11 protein-coding genes and 1 pseudogene are annotated in these 17,875 nt (G+C 68.4%); 5 read left to right on the forward strand and 7 right to left on the reverse strand.

Features of this window, described 5'->3' with window-relative positions; genetic code table 11:
* Nucleotides 1–475 (reverse strand): annotated as a pseudogene (locus tag G6O54_RS30465) (hypothetical protein); the annotation flags it as partial.
* Nucleotides 476–2,215: 1,740 nt separating this feature from the next.
* On the opposite strand from G6O54_RS30465, the gene G6O54_RS30470 reads away from it, so the two are divergent.
* Nucleotides 2,216–2,398 carry a hypothetical protein gene (locus G6O54_RS30470; RefSeq protein WP_165232314.1) on the forward strand — a complete coding sequence of 61 codons (183 nt, stop codon included), beginning with the start codon at nt 2,216–2,218 and terminating at the stop codon, nt 2,396–2,398.
* Nucleotides 2,392–5,388, forward strand: a complete 2,997-nt coding sequence (locus G6O54_RS30475; RefSeq protein WP_165232317.1) for a sigma-70 family RNA polymerase sigma factor — start codon at nt 2,392–2,394, stop codon at nt 5,386–5,388. The genes G6O54_RS30470 and G6O54_RS30475 overlap by 7 nt, the downstream gene beginning before the upstream one ends.
* Nucleotides 5,389–5,428: 40 nt before the next feature.
* On the opposite strand, the gene solA is transcribed toward G6O54_RS30475, so the two are convergent.
* On the reverse strand, nt 5,429–6,574 hold the full coding sequence (gene solA, locus G6O54_RS30480) for an N-methyl-L-tryptophan oxidase (protein ID WP_165232320.1): 1,146 nt from the start codon (nt 6,572–6,574) through the stop codon (nt 5,429–5,431).
* A 247-nt stretch (nt 6,575–6,821) separates the two neighbouring features.
* Here solA and G6O54_RS30485 point away from each other — a divergent pair, with 247 nt between their 5' ends.
* Nucleotides 6,822–7,739, forward strand: a complete 918-nt coding sequence (locus G6O54_RS30485; RefSeq protein WP_165232324.1) for a tetratricopeptide repeat protein — start codon at nt 6,822–6,824, stop codon at nt 7,737–7,739.
* Between the two features lie 91 nt (nt 7,740–7,830).
* On the opposite strand, the gene G6O54_RS30490 is transcribed toward G6O54_RS30485, so the two are convergent.
* The 4 genes from G6O54_RS30490 to G6O54_RS30505 form a co-directional block, all read right to left on the reverse strand.
* Nucleotides 7,831–8,265, reverse strand: coding sequence for an RbsD/FucU family protein (locus tag G6O54_RS30490; RefSeq protein WP_165232327.1), 435 nt, complete (start codon nt 8,263–8,265; stop codon nt 7,831–7,833).
* A gap of 274 nt (nt 8,266–8,539) precedes the next feature.
* Nucleotides 8,540–9,910, reverse strand: a complete 1,371-nt coding sequence (locus tag G6O54_RS30495; RefSeq protein WP_165232330.1) for a tRNA modification GTPase — start codon at nt 9,908–9,910, stop codon at nt 8,540–8,542.
* Nucleotides 9,911–9,964: 54 nt separating this feature from the next.
* The gene (yidC, locus tag G6O54_RS30500; RefSeq protein WP_165232333.1) at nt 9,965–12,205 is read right to left on the reverse strand and encodes a membrane protein insertase YidC; all 2,241 of its coding nucleotides are present in this window, start codon (nt 12,203–12,205) and stop codon (nt 9,965–9,967) included.
* Nucleotides 12,206–12,459: 254 nt separating this feature from the next.
* Nucleotides 12,460–13,254: a metallophosphoesterase family protein gene (locus tag G6O54_RS30505; protein WP_165232336.1), complete on the reverse strand. Its 795-nt coding sequence runs from the start codon at nt 13,252–13,254 to the stop codon at nt 12,460–12,462.
* 265 nt (nt 13,255–13,519) lie between these two features.
* Here G6O54_RS30505 and tsaB point away from each other — a divergent pair, with 265 nt between their 5' ends.
* Both tsaB and G6O54_RS30515 read left to right on the forward strand, forming a co-directional pair.
* Nucleotides 13,520–14,284 (forward strand): tRNA (adenosine(37)-N6)-threonylcarbamoyltransferase complex dimerization subunit type 1 TsaB, encoded by a 765-nt coding sequence (gene tsaB, locus G6O54_RS30510; RefSeq protein ID WP_165232339.1) that lies wholly within the window; start codon nt 13,520–13,522, stop codon nt 14,282–14,284.
* Nucleotides 14,268–14,741 (forward strand): tRNA (cytidine(34)-2'-O)-methyltransferase, encoded by a 474-nt coding sequence (locus G6O54_RS30515; RefSeq protein WP_165232342.1) that lies wholly within the window; start codon nt 14,268–14,270, stop codon nt 14,739–14,741. Before tsaB ends, G6O54_RS30515 begins: the two co-directional genes overlap by 17 nt.
* 10 nt (nt 14,742–14,751) lie before the next feature.
* Here the strand turns inward: G6O54_RS30515 and G6O54_RS30520 are convergent, their stop codons facing one another.
* Nucleotides 14,752–17,871 carry an efflux RND transporter permease subunit gene (locus tag G6O54_RS30520; RefSeq protein ID WP_165232345.1) on the reverse strand — a complete coding sequence of 1,040 codons (3,120 nt, stop codon included), beginning with the start codon at nt 17,869–17,871 and terminating at the stop codon, nt 14,752–14,754.
* Between the last annotated feature and the right edge of the window lie 4 nt (nt 17,872–17,875).

A 17,875-nucleotide genomic window follows, 5' to 3' on the forward strand; every position in this document is an offset into this window, starting at 1 on the left:
GGCTGGCGCGGCTCGCGGACCGAGCCGGCTCGCCCGGGCGGACGGCCGCGGACGAGCCGCCGTTGCCCAGCACCTGCGCCGGCCCGGACGCCCCCGCCCCCGCGGCCTGCCCCGCGCCGGCGTGGGCCTTGCCGAGGCCGAGGCCGTCGGTGCCGTAGCCGGCTTCCGCCGGCAGGGCGAGGTTCAGCCCGGCAAATGGCGCCTCCGCAACCGCTCGCCGAACCTGTTGCCCTGCGAGAGCCGCCTCGATCCGGCGACCGGGCGAGCCGTGGCTCAGGGTCAACGGGCTGGAACGGGTCACCGTCGTCGACAGGTCCGGTCCCGGCACCGCGGCGACGGCCCGGGCCGTCGCCCTCGCCGTCAGCATCTGCCCCGAACGGACCGCGCCGATCAGGCCCATGGGGACTCCCATGCTGAGCGCGAAGACGTTGATCGGCTCGGCGACCAGCGATCGCTCCTCGAGTCGGTCAAGCAACAAGCCCTTCAACGCAGGGGGGGGCGGAGACGGTCCTTGCGCACGAGGCGAGAGCGGGCCATGGGACCTCCCAGGGACAAACCAGGTGCGATAGCTTTGGAATGGTTCGGGAAGACGCATTTGCACTGCGGCGTCGTCTTCGGGCCGTTGAGAGTGGGCGGTCCGGAGGCGGCGGGAATTGCGGCGGTATCGGACGAGGATTATGAGACCAAGCGTGGCGAGCGTAAGCAATAGTAAATTCTTGTTATATCCGACATAATCCGAAATGCCATTTAGGATCGACTCGACGATCTTATTCAAACGGATCACAGGCTCTTAGATGTCTTGCGGGCCAGGAGTTGCGTTGCGTGTGTTTGAAACGAGCAGGTGGTCCGAAAGTCCGGATTTCGCCGATTTCAGCGGAAACAATCTCTGGGAAATTCCGTCTGCCGGGAACGAAAAACGCGAAACATGGCGCACTATCTCCATAGAGGTTACGTGCGCGCCGATCGGACGAGCGGAGGAGCGGAGGAGCCGATAACGAGGCTGAAGGAGATCCGCCGCGATGACGTGCGGGTGGGAAGATCAAGGGGACGAGGCGGATCCTCCAGTCGCAGGGGTGACGTGGAAGGTTCGCTCGCGACCTCCCGACGCCGATCGCGGACTCAGGTCTTGCGCCGAGGGTCTCCAACGATCGACGGGATCGTCGAGTCGTCTTCCCGAGCGGGGGGCAAAGTGGGACCGTCGCAAATCCTGAGGGTGGTTCAGGACACTCCTGGCCGCCACGCAGAGCCTCCGGGTGGCCGTGGTGGAAGGAACACCACGGGACCGCCGTGGCCTGGGAGCAAAGCCCGTCCGGCGCCACAGCTTGCCTCGCCATGGTGTCGCTGCGCGTCCATCACGGCCACCCCGCCGCAGCACTGTGCCAACGGTCAAACGCCCCAGGCCCTGCCTCTCAGCCATTGGCGAAGGCGCCAGCAAAGCCAATTCGAAATCCGAACCTTTGACCTTGCAGTTCAACGACTTACAGCGAGCCTTTCGAAGCGGCGTGCGCGACGAGCGAACCCAATCCCCGGCCCGGCGTCGGAGCTTCCGGGTGGCCGTGGTCACACTACGGGATCGCCTCGGCGATACCGTAGCTCTGGTCAGGTCAACGGCCTGCCCTCGGTGGGCTTCCACCCGAACCACCCGGTCGCGAGGAATGCGGAGAGCCGCCATAAGCCGGTTTTCCCGGGGGGGGCGAAGCCAAATTGAAATCGGGTTCGGAACGTTGCGACGAAAGGACTTCCGGCGAGTTTTTCGAAGCAGCTCGGGCGACGAGCGAAGCCATCGCGTGTTTGATCACCGAGTGATGTTCGGGTTGGTGATGGGAGAGGCGAGATTGCCTGTGCTATGCGTCCTTTCCGCTTACCCGGCGACCTGGTGCTCTGTCAACGCTCAGAACAAGGGTTGCGGGACAGACAGGAATGTCTATCCCCCGGGTTTAAAGCCAGGTGGGTTGGAGATTTCGGGGGACAGGCATTCCTCCCTGTCCTGCTGCCAAGCCGAAAATCAAGCTGTGACAAAACACCGGCCGGGGCAGATTTTTTGAGACTTCTCGCCGAACCCGACAGGGATGGTCGAGTTGCATGGGTGGCTGTGGCGGAGCCGAAGGCGACGCCACGGGATCGCGCGGGCCGGACCTCGAGCTGGTGCCTCGTGCGCGAGCCATTGCGATCCCGTGGCGTCGCTTCGCTTCCGTCACAGCCACCCGAGAGGGGGATGAGCGATATCTCCTCCTGTCGGGTTGAGCGAGTAGTCTCGATTTTTTCCGATCTGCCCTTCGATGTCACCTCGGTCTCCCCGAGCGACACCATGTCGTGGACGGCGGTCGTCGGCCCGATGGGGGTCGTCGAGCTCCTCTGGGGGATGGAAACCGGCAAACGCCCGGAGCCAGCATGGTGACCGAGTTGACAGAGCGTCCGGACGCGGAGACCTGGGGCCTGGTCCGACAGGGAAACACCGCAGCCTTCGAGGTCCTGGTCGTGCGGTATCAGTCGCTGGTCTCTGCCGTCGCCTACAGCACCTGCGGCGACCTGGCACTCAGCGAGGACCTGGCTCAGGAGACCTTCTGGACCGCCTGGCGTCAGCGAGACTCGCTGGAGCGGCCCGAGAACGTCCGCGGCTGGTTGTGCGGCATCGCGCGGAACCTGGCGAGGAACGCACGGCGCAAGTCGTGGCGTCGGAAACACGCACCCGGCGGCGCGAGTCTGCTCGAAAGCGTCCCGACGAATGCTCCGGAGCCCGCTGAAGAAATGATCTCCCACGAGGAAGAGGGCCTCATCTGGAAGGCGCTCGAGGGGATTCCGGAGAGCTACCGCGAGCCGCTCGTCCTCTTCTATCGGGAAGGCCAGTCCGTCGCCAGGGTCGCCGCGGCCCTCGGCCTGAGCGACGACGCCATCAAGCAACGTCTAAGCCGGGGTCGAAGACGGCTTCAGGCGAATCTCCTCGATCTCGTCGAGGCCGGCCTGCGGCGCAGTCGACCAGGCCGCCGGTTCACCCTGACCGTCATGGCCGGCCTGGCGGCCCACGGGGCGGGCGTCAGTACGGCGACGGCCGCGGCCGGTGCCGGTGCCGGGGTCGGAGCCGGCGCGGGGATGGGGAAGGCCGCGGGACTGGCCGGTGCGGGGGGAGCGATTGGTGGCCTGATCGGGACGTTTGGTGGCCTCTTCGGCGGATGGCTCGGCACCTGGCTGCCGGCCCAGGCCGCCGCCACGGTCCGAGAGCGAGATGCCATCCTCCGCTCGGGTCGTCGCCTGATGGTCCTTTCTTTCGGCTTCGTCTTCGTGCTCCTGGGATTGATCCGGGTTCTGGGCGGGACGCCCGGATACCCGATCGGCTTGCTCGGCTCGATGGCCGTCTTCTTCGCCGTCGTCGCCTTCGAGAGCGCCCGCCTTGCTCGCGAGGTGAAACGGATCCGCGACGAGCCCTCGCCGGACGACGTACCGAATGAAACGGCCCTTCGGTCCGGACTGGTCGCGACGGCGGCCCGGATCGGAGCGCGCAGCTATCGAAGCAAGGCGAGCCTGTTCGGAATACCCGTGCTCGACGTCCAGTTCGCCGCGCCCATGCCGATGGTGCTGGACAAGGAACGGACGGACCCCGACCACGGTCCGAAGCTGGCACGCGGATGGATCGCGATCGGCGACGAGGCCCGGGGAATCCTGCTCGCGATCGGGGGCAAGGCCCTGGGCCTGGTCGCCCTGGGAGGCCGGACCGTCGGGGCCGTGAGCGTGGGCGGGGTGGCGTTCGGGCTGATCGCCCTGGGGGGACTTGGAGTTGGCGCTCTCGCGATCGGGGGCCTCGGCGTCGGCGTCTATGCGTTCGGCGGGGGGTCCGTCGGTTGGCGTTCGGCCGGCGGGCTGGCCATGGGCTGGGACATGGCCTGCGGAGGAGGAGCATTCGCCCGGCACGCAGCCCTGGGCGGAATGGCCTACGCCCGCGATTATGCCCTCGGAGGTCAGGCGCGGGCGCGGCACGCGAACGACCGGGAAGCCCGAACCGTGCTCCTCGGTCATCCGTTCACAACACTCGCTTTCACCGTGATGGGCCAGCGGAAGGTACTGGATCGGATGGCCACGATCCCCGGACCGATGGCCGAGGCCACGCCCCCAGTCCCGGCCGCGACGGGGGCGATAGCCCGTGCGGCCCCCGGTCGTTTCACCCTCGGGAATGGCCTGAAGGTCAGGATCCGGCCCGTCGCCGGGGCGACCCGGACCGCCCTGGTCGTGCTCTACCAGATCGGCAGCGACCACGACCCCCGGGGCCGCTCCGGGGAGGCTCATCTGCTCGAGCACCTGGCCGTCACGGCGGCGGCGGGCGACGCCCCGGCCCGCACCGCGGCGGCCTATTTTCGCGGCTACCCCGACGGTTGCAACGCCCAGACCGGCGACCGCTACACGGTCTGCGCCACCGTCTTTCCGCCCGCGGACCTGGACCGCGAGCTCAAGGACGCGGCGGCGCGGATGGGGAGCCTCCGGATCACGACGGCCGATCTCGATCGCGAACGACCGAGGCTCCTCGAGGAGGTCGCCAACATGTTCGGCCGGATTCCGGCACTGGGGGCGATCAACGTGGCGAGGGAGCTGGCCCGTCCCAGCCCCGAGGGGGGCCGCAAGGGGGGACTTCCCGCGCACGTGCAGGAATTGAGGCTCGATGAGCTTCGAGGACGGTGGGAGCGCTATTACAAGCCGAGGAACGCGATCCTCGTGCTCGCCGGGGCCGTCGACGAGGACGCGGCGCGCCGAGCCGTGACGGACCGCTTAGCCGGACTCCCCCCCGGAGAGCCCATCTCCGCGCCAGGCGAGCCCGGTCCCGCCCGTGCCGGGATCGTCCGCGAGGAAACGGCTCGCACCGCGGTGGCCATGTCCGGCCCGGTCGCCTGCGTCGGCTATCCCGCACCGGACCCGAGGAGCACGCTCTACGCGCCGTTCCTGGTCCTCGCCGCCCGCTTCTGGGCCGCCGCCGCCCCGGCCGGAAATGGCCCCGAAGCGGGCCATCCATCCGTCTATTTCCCCGTCCTGGATGATCCCGCCATGCTGGCGGTCAGCGCGAGGGCCAGGCCGAACCAGTCGGCGGCGGACGCATTGACGGCCCTCGATACCTTCGTCGCGGAGACGATCGCCCCGGCCCTCCGCGACGGCGAGAAGGAGTCGGCCCGGACGAGCTTCGCGATGTTCCTGGGGACGGCGGAGCTACCGGACCACTCGCTCGCCCAGAACCCGTACGGCGTCGCGTTCTCACTGGCTCGCCGGGAGCAACTGGGGATCGACCCGGTCGCGATTCGGAACGCGTTCGAAGCCCTCACGGAACGAGACCTCCGCCGCGCGGCCGACGAGGTCTTCGATCGGACGCGACGAGTCGGCGCGTGGATCGTCCCCTCCGATTCGGACTGACGGCGCCGGGGCTCCGCGAACGGCCTCGACCGGGCGGGCCTCAGCTCTCCTCGCCCGCAAGTCCCCAGCCGGCGGGGCGGAGCGAGCACGAGCCGTCGATCGCCATGTCGGCGAGGATCCGGCCGATCAGGCAGGAGAACTTGAAGCCATGGCCGCTGCACGGGCTGGCGACGATCACGTCGGGGCGGCCGGGGAGGAAATCCACGACGAACCGCTCGTCGGGGGTGCTGGTGTAGAGGCAGGTCTCGGTGAAGGCGAGGGGAGCATCGGCCAGCACGGGGAGGCAGCCACGGAGGAACTCGCGGACGATCGTCGCGTCGTCCTCGGTCACGGCGCGGTCGTCGTCGTCCGGATTCGTCGCGAGGCCGCCGTGCCGGGCCGCCTTCACGACCGCGCCCCCGAGGTCGGGCATCCCATAGAAGGCCTCGAGCGGTCCTGCACCCATCGCGATGAAGACCGGCAGCCGGCCTATGCGGTAGGGAGTCGGATCCGCCGGTCGGAAATAGCAGACCCGCTGCCGCGTCACGGCCAACGGGACCCCCAGCATGGGAAAGAGCCGCTCGGTCCAGGCACCCGCCGTGACGATGAGACGGTCGGCCCTCAGGCGGAGGTTTTCGGCCACCACGACCGGCCGGTCCCCGTCCAGGTCGATCGAACGGATGGGCGTCCGTTCCAGGACGGTCACCGTTTCGCCCCCGATCGACCTGGCCAGGTCGACCTGGAGCGCGACGGCGCGCGACGCGGCGAGCATGCCGGCGTCGGGCTCGAAGACGACGTCGCTGTCTGCCCTGACGCCGAAGGCGGGATTGGTACGGTTCCACTCGGCGCCGGTCATCCGGCGGTGCGGCACCTCCAGCCCGGCCAGGCAGGAGGCCACGCGGCCGACGTAGTCGACGTCCGGTGTGCTGAAGGAGACCCCGCCGGTTCGGACGAAGAGCGAGACCCCGGCCGCGGCCTCGAGCTCGCGCCAGGCCCGGAAGGCCGCGGGCATCAGACCCGCATACACGGGATCGGCGTAGGAATGGCGGATGATCCTGGCGGCGCCGTGGGAGCTGCCCCGATCGTGGCCGATCGCGAATTGCTCCACCAGAACGACCGGCTCGCCGCGAGACGCGAGCGCCCGCGCGGCGGCGGCCCCCATGGCCCCGGCGCCGACGATCACGTTGCGACAGGCTAGCTCCGGCATCGGTCGGCTCGCGAGGAGTTCTGAAGACCCATCCCCTCGGTTGACACCCGGGAGGGGCACTCGTAGATTGTGGGGAGACTCGCCCGGAAGCATGATGTAGCCTCGACTCCCCGAATCTTCAAGATCAGAGCCGAAGTCAGCCCAGTCCGCGGCAATCCCATGCGGGAGCCTCTCTCGTTGCGGACGGCGCCCTCGGTGCGGAATCGACCCGAGTCCCCACACTTCCTCCCAGAGAGATGGCCCGACCATGAGAGGTGCCGAGCTCTACGAACGAGTGATCAACGCCCCGGGGCTGATGGATCTCGTCGGGGCGTTCGGCGTCGGCGTGGCGTTGATCGTCCTGGCGGCGATGCTGCTGGCCCTGGGCAGGTTTCGGACCTTCGCGCGCTGCATCGGGGTTGCGGGGACGATGATCATCATGCTGACCCTGTTCGTGATCCACGAGCAGACGGTCGAGGAGAAGGCGGGCCAGTACGTCACGGTGACCCGATATCGCTTCCCCGATCCCACCCGGTTCCAGGTCCGGGTCGCGCTCCTCGGCCTTCCGGCCGCGGCCGCCATCGTCATGGTCTGGGAGCTCGGTGCCGTCCGCAAGCGGCTGAGGTCCTCGGTGCCGGACCACATGCGGGAAGGACGGAAGCTCCTGCTCCACGGGCTGGTGGACGGGGCTCTCGCCGAGTACAACAAGGCGGTCGCGATCGCCCCCTACCTGGGCGAGGCCCGACTCCAGCGCGGCTATGCCCGCGAGGCCAAGGGCGAGACCGAGCTCGCGCTGGAGGACTTCAATGCGGCCATCGAGAATGACCCCCAGCTCGTCCTGGCCCATCTCCACCGCGGGCGGATCCTCACGGAGAAGGGGGAGCTCGATGCCGCGATGAACGACTACGACAAGGTCATGGCGTTGCGGCCCAATGACCCGGAGTGCTACCTCAATCGCGGCGTCTGCCTGGCGCGCCGGGGGCAGATCGATGAGGCGATCACGGACTTCCAGCGGGTCCTGAAGCTGACCAACCACACCGACTACGCGGAGCCGGCCCGCTACTACCTCCAGCAGCTCGGCGGCGCCGACCCGCTGCCGCCGCCTCGTCCCGCACCCCTGGCGACGTCCAACGGCACCGTGGCCTTGCCCGGGCGCACCCCGGCGACGCCCGAGGCGCAGTCCTGATCGTCCCTCCGGCGGCGGATCGTGTCCCTCCTCGCCGCGGGGGCCCGCGGCGAGGGCGACACCGATTCGGCCCCGATCGGGAGGCCATGAGTCACTTGGGCGGGATGACGCCCTTCTTGATGATGATGTTCCCGTAGAGGGCCCCCTCGCCGGTCGCCACCACGCCGAAGGTCTGCTTGGCCCGATCGTAGAAGGCGAAACGCTCGACCTGCTCCATGGAGATGTGTCGGCCCTCGGCGCTGTCGAGGATCCGCTGGTATTCGTCCCAGATCGGGGCCGGCTCGCCCGGCTTGTCCACCCGCCTCATGACCGCGGCCGGATGATCCACGTAGGAGTCCAGCGGGAAGAGCTGGAGGATCGCCTCGAGGATCGCCGGCACGCTGTGGCCATCCGCGCGGACCAGTCGTTTCGCATTGGTCACCGCCGGGAAGTTCGCGTCGGCGATCACGAGCTCGTCGCCGTGCCCCATCTGGGCGATCGTGTAGAGGAGCTCCGGCGACAGGATCGGCGGGATCTTCTTGAGCATGGTCGGTTCCCTGGTCGGGCTGGGGTTTTCGTTCCGTCGCGGGCGAGGCCGCCGTCGGCGTCGCGGCCGCATCCCTCCGAGGATAACGGGGCAGGGGCCCCGATGCAGCAGTCAAGGAGCGGCGGCCCTCGATTCCATCCCCTCGCCGCCGCCAGGCCCCATCGGATCGTCGAGTTCCCGGTCCTCCAACCCGCTTCGAAGGATGGGAAGAGCTCCGGCGATAAACGCCCTCGGTTCCACTTCGACCGAGGGCGAAAAGAGTGAACTCATGCTTTCACTTCCCGATGCAGAACCGCGAGAAGATGCGGTCGAGGATATCCTCCGTGAAGGTCGCGCCGACGACCTTGCCGAGCTCGTCGATCGCGGCCCGGAGCTCGATCGCGACCAGCTCCGTTCCCAGTCCCGACCGCAGGACCTCGGCCGCGGCATCGAGCGACTCGCCCGCGCGGGCCAGGCTGCCCCGACAGCGTGCGGCCGTGCTCGCGGGCAGGTCGCCCTCGCCGGCGAGCGAGCGGAGGCGGCGGGCGATCGCCGCTCGAAGCTCGGCCAAACCCTCGCCCGTCTCCGCGCTCGTGCGAATCTCGTCGTCCTCGGCCGCACCCAGGTTATCCGGTTCCAGGTCGCACTTGGTCCGGACTCGCAAGGCCCTCGGCCCTCGGTCGAGCCCGGCCGCCGGGGCGTCCCCTCCGCCCACCGGCGAGCAGACGAGCACGAGATGGGCCCGGCCGGCCTGCTGCCCGCGATGCTCCTGGGCCTGCGCCTGGATCGGCTCCCAGGCCGCTTCCACACCCGCGGTGTCGATGAGCTCGACGGCCAGGCCGTCGCACTCGGTCCGGGCGGCCAGGTAGTCCCTCGTCGTCCCGGCGACGGGGGAGACGATGGCGTGGTCCTCGCCCAGCAACGCATTGAAGAGCCGGCTCTTGCCGGCGTTCGGCGATCCCACCAGGACGACCCGGGGCTGACCGGAGGGCCGGTCGCGGCTCGTCAGCCGCGCGAGAAGCCTCCGCAGTCCGGCCGCGGCCGATTCGAGCTCGGCGGCGAGGCGAGCATCGGCGAGGGGATCGACGTCGTGCTCGTCCACGAAGTCGAGATTCGCCTCCACGTGCGCCGTGACGTCGAGCAGGCGGTCGCGGAGCGCGACGATCGGCGCCGAGATCCCGCCCGCGAGCTGCTCGAGCGCGGCGTCGAGCTGCTCGCCGTTGGCGGCATCGATCACGCCGAGGACGGCTTCGGCTCGAGTCAGGTCGAGTCGCCCGTTGAGGAAGGCGCGGAGGGTGAACTCGCCGGGCCCGGCGAGCCGGGCACCTCGGGCCAGGCACCCCGAGAGGACCAGGTCCAGCAGCGGCGGCGAGCCGACCAGGTGGATCTCGGCGACATCCTGCCCGGTGTAGGTCCTCGGCCCCGACCAGAGGGCGAGGCTCGCCTCGAGCCGAGGCCGCAGGCCCTGGACGACGAGCGTGCCGCGATGGAGCGCGGCCCGTCGACGGGGCGGCGTCGGCGAGTCATCGTCCCCGAGCGGTTGGAACGGCTCGGACGCGATCTCGAACGCCGCCGGCCCGGTGAGCCGGACGATCCCTCGCGCGGCCGATCCCGGCGCGCTGGAGATGGCGGCGATGGTGTCATTCGTGTCGAGCGGGGACGACACGGCGGAGGTCCCGGGCCGGGCCCGTGCGTGGGGTCAGGAACCGCAAGTCCGGCCTTATTTCCGGCCCGGGCGCGAGCGCGGCTTGATGCGGTCTCGCCGGTCGTCCGAGTCGGTCTTCCGATCCTTGCCCTTGCCATCGGGCCCCTCGACCATCTTGCGATAGGTCGGATCCTTGCGGGCCTCGTCGAGGATCCGCTCCATGAACTGACTGAACGCGCCCGGCTTCTTGGGAGCGATCGCCCCCTTGCCATTCGCGTTCCCGGCGCCCGCCTTCCCCTTCGTTCCCCGCGGCGAATCGCTCGATGCCGAAGGCTCGTCGGCTTCGGGGGCCTGGTCGCTGGCGTGGGTGATCTTGGGCAGGAGCAGGCGCTCGCCGATCGACCAGAGGCTGCTGGTGATGAAGTAGATGCCCAGGCCGGCCGGGACCTTGTAGAACATGACGGCCATGAAGATCATCATGAACTGCATCGTCGTCTGCTGCGTCTTCGCCTCGGGCGTGGTCGCCGGCGGCGAGAAGAGCTTGGTCTGGACGAGCATCAGGCCCACGACCAGGATCGGCAGCAGGTTGAACCACTTGCCCAGGAAGGGGATCTCCGCGGGGAAGCGGAAGAGCATGTCGGGCGCGGCGAGGTCGCTGATCCAGAGGAACGGCGCATGCCTCAGCGAGACGCTGCTGTTCAGTGCCTGCCAGAGGCCCACGAAGATGGGCAACTGGACGAGGGCCGGGAGGCAACCGGCCGCGGGGTTTGCCCCGTGACGCTTGTAAAGCGCCAGGGTCTCCCGCGTCTGCTTCTCCTTGTCGTCCTTGTACTTCTCCTGGATTTCCTTGAGGTAAGGCTGGAGCGTCTGCATCTTCTGGGCCATGAGGGCCTGGCGACGACCCAGGGGGAACATCAGGAGCTTGACGAAGAGCGTCATCAGGATGATGGCGACGCCCCAGTTGCCGACGGACCCGCCGAAGAGGCGCGAGATCCAGGTGGTCAGGTCGTAGGTGACCGAGAGGATCGGCGTGATGATGAATCGCGCGACCGCGGTGGCGCCCGGGATGAAGCTGCTCTTGCGATAGGAAGCCAGGATCGACGCGTTGTAAGGGCTGAGGGCCGCGTCGGTCTTCGGGCCGGCGTAGACCCGGAACGCATGGACGACCGGGGCGTTCGGGCCCGGTCGGATGGTCTTCGAGGTCATGCGGACGCCGACGTCCGACTTCTGGGGCGCCTGGGCGTCCCGATGGATCAGGATCGCCTTCGTCTCCTTGTCGATCCGCGTCTCGTCGCTCGTCGGGGCGGGGTAGGGGGCCAGGAACGAGGTGAAGTACTGGTTCTCGACGCCCGTGAATCGGAGCGGCAGCGTGGTGCTGTCCGGCGGCTTGTCGGCGGCCTTGGCCACGTCGCTGGCCGCGTGGGTCTCCACCTTGAGACTTCCGCCGCCGTTGCCGGCGGGTCGAATCGTGCCGAAGAAGATCTCGCGGAAGGTACCCGTGTACCATTCCCCCTCGATCGGGATCCCGTGCGGGCCGTAGAGGTTGTAGGAGAACGATCGTTCCCGGTCCGGACTCTCGAAGCCGATCTCGACCTCGAGGCCGTTCATCCCCTGCCAGAGCCGATAGGTCTTGGTGACGACGACGCCGTTGGAGGCCGTGGCGCGGAAGACGACCTCCTGCCCCTCGATATCCGACTTCGTGGCGGGATCCTGCGATCGGATGGCTCGCACGACGCGGCCGTCCGGGTTTCGGATGACCTGCCAGAGGACGGAATCGAGCAGGTCCTCGGTGATCCTCGGCGGCGCCGGCCCCTCCCCCGCGTCGTCCGCCTCCGCCACGACCGGCTCCGCCAGGGCCTTGCTCTCCTCGTTGATCGTCAGCGAAAGCGAGGGAGGTGCGATCGGATCGCGGCGGATGATCTGGAGGGGTCGATGCGGATTCCGCCTGCCCTCGAACTCGGCGTCGTAGCGTGACGACTGCACCGACTCTATCCCGGCGCCCTTCTGCTCGAGCTGCACCGCGAGCCGATAACCGCCGGGAGTCTTGTCGGCTGCGTCGCCGAGGGTGAGCTCCTCCGGCCCGACGTGTTCGACCTCCGCGTGCTTCGTCCCCTCGCCCGCGGCGGCAGGGGTCTCCTGGCCCTTCAACGCCTCGGGCTTGGCATCGGGATTGGCTGCGGCCTGATCCTGAGCGACCTTCGCCGGGTCTGCCTGGGGCTTCTTGGCCGGACGCGGGCCCCAGCCGAGTGCCTGGATGAGGAGCATCCAGAGGATCATCACCATGAAGACGATGTAAATCTGCTTCTTGTCATTCATGTGGAGCAAGGTCCTGGGGACGCCGGCAGCCGCGCACGCCACGAAGCCCGAGCCGCGACTCGCCCGCTCGGTGGCGATCGGTCAACCCGGAGGCTGGAGCGGACCGGGCACAACGACCCGGCCGGGGTGCCCCGCGATCGTTCCATCATTCCATAGGACGCCGCACCCCGGCCAGATGGCTTCGGCAGGATTCCCCCGCGCCATGGCCCGGGCGAACCCGCCGCGGGCGATGGCCCGGGCCGGGGTCTCGTCGGTCAACGCCCCTGGCGGAGTCGATCGCCGAGGAACGGCTCCAAATCGGGGACGGCGTAGATCTTGTGGATCGTCTTCTCGAAGTCGTACGGGAGCCGCCGGTAGGTGATCCGGGGAGAGGTCCGCGGCTTGGCCCCCTCGCCGTCCCTGGGATCAATCCCGTCCTCCAGGATCACGTAGCAGGTCCGGTTGTCGCCATCCCGGGGCTGGCCGACTGAGCCGACGTTGACCAGGAGCTTGCCGTCGCCAAGCGTGTACTCGTTATCGATCTCCTCCGGGGCGAAGAACTGGAAGTTCTCCGTGAAGATGCCGGGCACGTGCGTATGACCTTGGAAGCAGTAACGCTCCACGAGCTGGAAGAGCCGCTCCATCTTCCGGTGATTGTAAATGTCCTCGGGGAAGATGTACTCGCTGAGCGGATTCCGGGGCGACCCGTGAACGAAGAGGTACGGCCCCATCCGGTGCGTCCTGGGAAGCTCGCCCAGGAATTCCCACCGTTTCTGATTATTCGACCGGTCGAGCGGGCTCTCGAGCTGACTTCGGGTCCAGAAAATCGCCCGCTCCGCACCGATGTTAAACCCATCGGGATCGAACATGGCCCCCTGGTCGTGATTACCCAGCAGGGTGACCGCGCAGGCTTCCATGACTCGATCGATGCATTCTCTGGGATTGGGCCCGTAGCCGATGATGTCGCCCAGGCAGAAAATCTCCTCGATCCCCTGCGACTGGATATCATCCAGGACCACTTCGAGGGCTTCAAAATTCCCGTGTATATCGCTGATGAGTGCTCGCCGCACCGCGGAGAAACCTCCGACCGATCGGCACCGCCGGGATTGGGCGACCGATGATCCGTTGATCGTGGCGAAGAAGGGACATCTCTGGACGAGTCGAGAGGAACCCTCAGGACACAATGGTAAAGGAAGATCGACGTAAGGGAATAGGGCAGGTCCACGAATCCATGGACCCAACCGGCACGACCGGACTTGCGACCGATCGCGATCCCTCCCTAGTCTAGTAGATCGTCAATGGCCTGCCAAACGGGCGGGAGTCTCTTTTCTCGTCATGAATCTCCTGGCGATCGACACGTCGAGCCGCGTCGCGGCCATCGGCCTGGAGGTGGGTGGAGACCGCCGCCTACTTTTCCAGTCGGCGGACGGTCCCGCGCGGCGTCACGGCCGCGACCTGCTCCCCGCCATCCGATCGCTGCTGGATTCGGCCGGCATCAGGGCGAGGGATCTCGACGCCGTGGCCGTCGGCCTGGGGCCGGGGTCCTATACGGGCCTCCGGATCGGCCTGACCGCGGCAAGGGCGCTGGCCTACGCGGCCGGCGCGGAGATCATCGGCCTGGACAGCCTGGAAGTCTGGGCGCGAGCGGCGACCGAGATGGCCACGAGGCTCCACGTCGTGGCGGACGCGCAACGCGGCGACGTCTATGCGGGAGAGTGGGAGCGGGCCGGCCCCGGGTCGCCGCTCCGCCGGGTCTTCGGCAGTCGGCTCGAGAGCCTTGCGGACTGGTCGGCGAGGGTCCGCGAAGGGGGCTTGGTCGTGGGGCCGGCCCTCGAGTCGCCGGCGATCCGCAAGTCCATCCCCGAGGGGCCGACGATCCTGGAGTTTGGGTTGGACGAAGCCCAGGCCAGGGCCGCCTCGCTCCTCGAGCTCGCCCGGGAGGCCCGGCGGGAAGGTCGCCGCGACGATCTCTGGTCGATCGAGCCGAATTACCTCCGCCGGAGCGCCGCGGAGGACCAGCAGGACGCCCGAGCGGTCGACACGACGGCCCTTCCGGCGGCCGCCATCGAGCGGATAGCGAGCCATGACCCGGAAGGATGACGTCCGCCTCCACGTCGTGCTCCACGAGCCCGAGATCGCGGCCAACGCCGGCGCCATCGGCCGGACCTGCGTGGCCGTGGGAGCCAGGCTCTGGCTGGTCCGCCCGCTCGGTTTCCATCTCGACGAGCGGTCATTGCGGCGGGCGGGCCTGGACTACTGGGATCACCTGGATTACCGGGTCGTCGACGGGCTCCAGGAGGTGGTTCGGGCCGTCGGGCGAGATCGCCTCTGGTCGTTCAGCACCCGGGGACGAGTCACCTACACCGAGGCGGACTTCGCACCGGGCGACGGCCTGCTCTTCGGCGCCGAGAGCCGCGGCCTGCCGAGCGCCTGGCTGGACGAGCGGCCGGACCGCACCTTGCGGATCCCGATGCACGCCGCGGCGCGGAGCCTGAACCTCGCCAACGCCGCGTCGATCGCGGCCTACGAATGCCTCCGCCAGATCGGATTCGAGTGAGCGGTCTCCCTCACGCGACGGCCGCCTGCGGGTCCTCGTCGCGGGGTGGCACTCCCGGGTCGAACCACGGGTACATGGCCGGCAGGACGATGAGCTTGAGCAGCGTGCTGGTGATCAGGCCGCCGATGACGACCGTCGCGAGCGGTCGCTGGACCTCCGAGCCCGCGCCGGATGACAGGGCCATGGGGACGAACCCGAGGCTCGCGACGAGCCCCGTCATCAGGATCGGGCGAAGGCGGGACATCGACGCATCGCGAACCGCCTGGTGGACCGGCACCCCCTCCTCGACGAGTTGACGGATCGCCGAGATCAGGACCAGGCCGTCGAGCACCGCCACACCGGAGAGCGCGATGAAGCCGACCCCCGCGGAGATGCTGAAATTCAGCCCCCTCAGCCAGAGGGAGAGGATCCCGCCGATGGCCCCCAGCGGCACGGACAGGAAGATCAGCACGGCCAGCTTGAAGGAGTGGAATGTGGAGTAGAGCAGCAGGAAGATGAGCACCAGCGCCAGGGGCACGACGATGGTCAGTCGCTGGGTCGCTGACTGGAGGTTTTCGAACGTGCCGCCCCACTCCAGGGTGTAGCCGCGGGGTAGGTCGACCTCGGCATTGACTCGCTTCTGGACCTCGGCGACGAATCCGGCGAGGTCGCGGCCTCGGACGTTTGACTGGACCATGATCCGCCGCTGCCGATCCTTCCGCCAGATCTCGTAGGTGTCGTCCTCGAGCTTGACGTCGGCGAGGTCCTCGAGCGGGATCATGCGGCCGGTGGGGTCGGCGATCTTGAGCGTACGGATCACTTCCATGTCGTTGCGGTAGCGGGAGCCGAAGCGGACCTGGAGGGCGAACCTCCGCTGGCCCTCCACGACCTGGCCCACGATCTTGCCGCCCAGGGCCGAGACCGCGTCCAGGACGTCGGCCGCGTCGATCTCGTAGCGGGCGATCCGGTCCCGATCGACCTGGATCCGCAGGAATGGGAGGCCACCAAGCGCCTGGGCCTTGACGCCCGTGGATCCGGGAACGGAGCGGAGGACGCCCGCGATCTCGTCCGCCTTCTTCTGAAGGACGTCGAGATCCTCGCCGTAGATGCCGATCCCAAGGTCCGATCGGACACCGGAAAGGAGCTCGTTGAACCGGAGCTCGATGGGCTGGCTGAAGCTGTAGAAGGTGCCCGGGATCACCGTCTTGCAGACCGCGTCGATCCGGTCGAGCAGCTCGGCCTTGGTGCCGGCTCGCCGCCAGGCTTCCGGCTCGTGGAGGAGGACCCAGGTGTCCGTGAGGTTGACGCCGGCCGCCTCCAGGCCGATCTCCGGCCGCCCGATCCGGCTGACCACCGTTCGGATCTCATCCGGGAATTCCCGCAGCAGGGCCCCCTCGAGCCGGTCCGCATCCTCGAGGGCCTCGCGCAGCGAAGCGCTCGGGGGGCGGGTCTGCGCGATGATCAGGTCCCCCTCGTCGAGCTGGGGGATGAACTCACCCCCCAGCCCCATCGCCAACGGGATGCTGGCGATGAACGCGAGCACGGCCCCAAGGGTGACCGCCCAGGGATAGCGGAGGACCAGAGTAAGGGTTGGTGCGTAGGCTCGCTTGGCCCAGCGGACGGGGAAGGTATCGCGCTCGGAGATCCCCGTCTTGAGGAAGAACGAGGCCAGCACGGGCGTGGCCGTCAGCGAGAGGAGGAGCGAGCCGGTCAGGGCGAAGATGACCGTCAGCGCCATCGGCCGGAACATCTTCCCCTCGACGCCCTGCAGGGCCAGGATCGGCAGGTGGACCATGGTGATGATGGCCACGCCGAAGACGACGGGACGCCGCACCTCCAGGGTCGCGTCGCGGACGACGTCAATCGCCCTGGCCCCGCGGTCGGCATGTGCCAGCCGGCTGACGCAGTTCTCGATGACGATCACGGCGCTGTCGACGATGAGGCCGAAGTCCAGGGCGCCCAGGCTCATCAGGCTGCCGGCGATGCCGAATCCCAGCATCAGGTTGCCGGCGAAGAGCATGGAGAGGGGGATGGCGGAGGCGACGATCAGGCCGGCCCGGAGGTTCCCCAGCATCACCAGCAGGACGACGATGACGAGGATCCCCCCCTCCGCCAGGTTGTGCGCCACGGTGTGGATGGTCTTCTCGATGAGCGTGCTGCGGTCGTAATAGGCCTCGACGACGACGCCATCCGGCAGCGCCTTCTGGATCTCGACCATCTTCTCCTTGATGCGATCGACGACGACGCGGCCGTTCTCTCCGGCGAGCAGGTAGGCAATCGCGGTCACCGCCTCGCCGCGGCCGTCCCGCGTGGCGGCCCCCTGGCGGATCATCGGGGCGAAGCGGACGGTGGCGACGTCGCGGACGTAGATCGGCGTGCCGCCCGGCGTGGTCGCGAGGATGACCTCTTCCAGCTCCCTGAGCCGATCGATGAGCCCGACGCCCCGGATCACGCGGATGTCGCCGTTGTGCTGGATGTAGCCGCCGCCCGCGTTCACGTTGTTGCGACGGATCGCCTCATAGACCTGGTTTAGGGAGATGCCCCGCGCGAGGAGTCGATTGGGATCGAGCTCCACCTCGTAGGTCTTCAGCTCCCCGCCCAGCGGGTTGACCTCCACCACGCCCGGCACGCTCTTCAGTCGGCGGGCAACCTCCCAGTCGAGGAGCGTCCGGAGCTCCATGATCGAGAGCGGGTTGGGATTGTCCTCCGCATTGCGGACCTCGAACTGATAGATCTCCCCCAGGCCGGTGGCGATCGGGCCCATCTCGGGCTGGCCGAATTCCGGTGGTATCTGGGAGCGGACCTGGACGAGCCGCTCGCCGACCTGCTGGCGTGCCCAGTAGATGTCGGTCCCGTCCTCGAAGATGATCGTCACGCCGGAGATGCCGAACTGCGAGAACGACCGGACCTCCTTGATCATCGGGATGCCGTTCATCGCGTTCTCGACCGGGATCGTGATGAACTGCTCCACCTCCTGAGGCCCGAGCGCCGGGGCGCTCGTGAGGGCCATGACCTGCACGTTGGTGATGTCCGGAACGGCATCGATGGGCAGGTGCAGGAGCGAATAGACCCCCGACGCGACCAGCCCCGCGAGCACGAAGAGGACCAGGCCGCGATTCTTGAGAGAGTACGCGATGAGTGCGTCGAACATCCCG

Source organism: Aquisphaera insulae, assembly GCF_011064615.1.
Classification (GTDB): domain Bacteria; phylum Planctomycetota; class Planctomycetia; order Isosphaerales; family Isosphaeraceae; genus Aquisphaera; species Aquisphaera insulae.

Coding starts and splice junctions, on each gene's coding strand:
- G6O54_RS30470 (WP_165232314.1), top strand. CDS start 2,216: ATGAGCGATATCTCCTCCTGTCGGGTTGAGCGAGTAGTCTCGATTTTT.
- G6O54_RS30475 (WP_165232317.1), top strand. CDS start 2,392: ATGGTGACCGAGTTGACAGAGCGTCCGGACGCGGAGACCTGGGGCCTG.
- solA (WP_165232320.1), bottom strand. CDS start 6,574: ATGCCGGAGCTAGCCTGTCGCAACGTGATCGTCGGCGCCGGGGCCATG.
- G6O54_RS30485 (WP_165232324.1), top strand. CDS start 6,822: ATGAGAGGTGCCGAGCTCTACGAACGAGTGATCAACGCCCCGGGGCTG.
- G6O54_RS30490 (WP_165232327.1), bottom strand. CDS start 8,265: ATGCTCAAGAAGATCCCGCCGATCCTGTCGCCGGAGCTCCTCTACACG.
- yidC (WP_165232333.1), bottom strand. CDS start 12,205: ATGAATGACAAGAAGCAGATTTACATCGTCTTCATGGTGATGATCCTC.
- tsaB (WP_165232339.1), top strand. CDS start 13,520: ATGAATCTCCTGGCGATCGACACGTCGAGCCGCGTCGCGGCCATCGGC.
- G6O54_RS30515 (WP_165232342.1), top strand. CDS start 14,268: ATGACCCGGAAGGATGACGTCCGCCTCCACGTCGTGCTCCACGAGCCC.
- G6O54_RS30520 (WP_165232345.1), bottom strand. CDS start 17,871: ATGTTCGACGCACTCATCGCGTACTCTCTCAAGAATCGCGGCCTGGTC.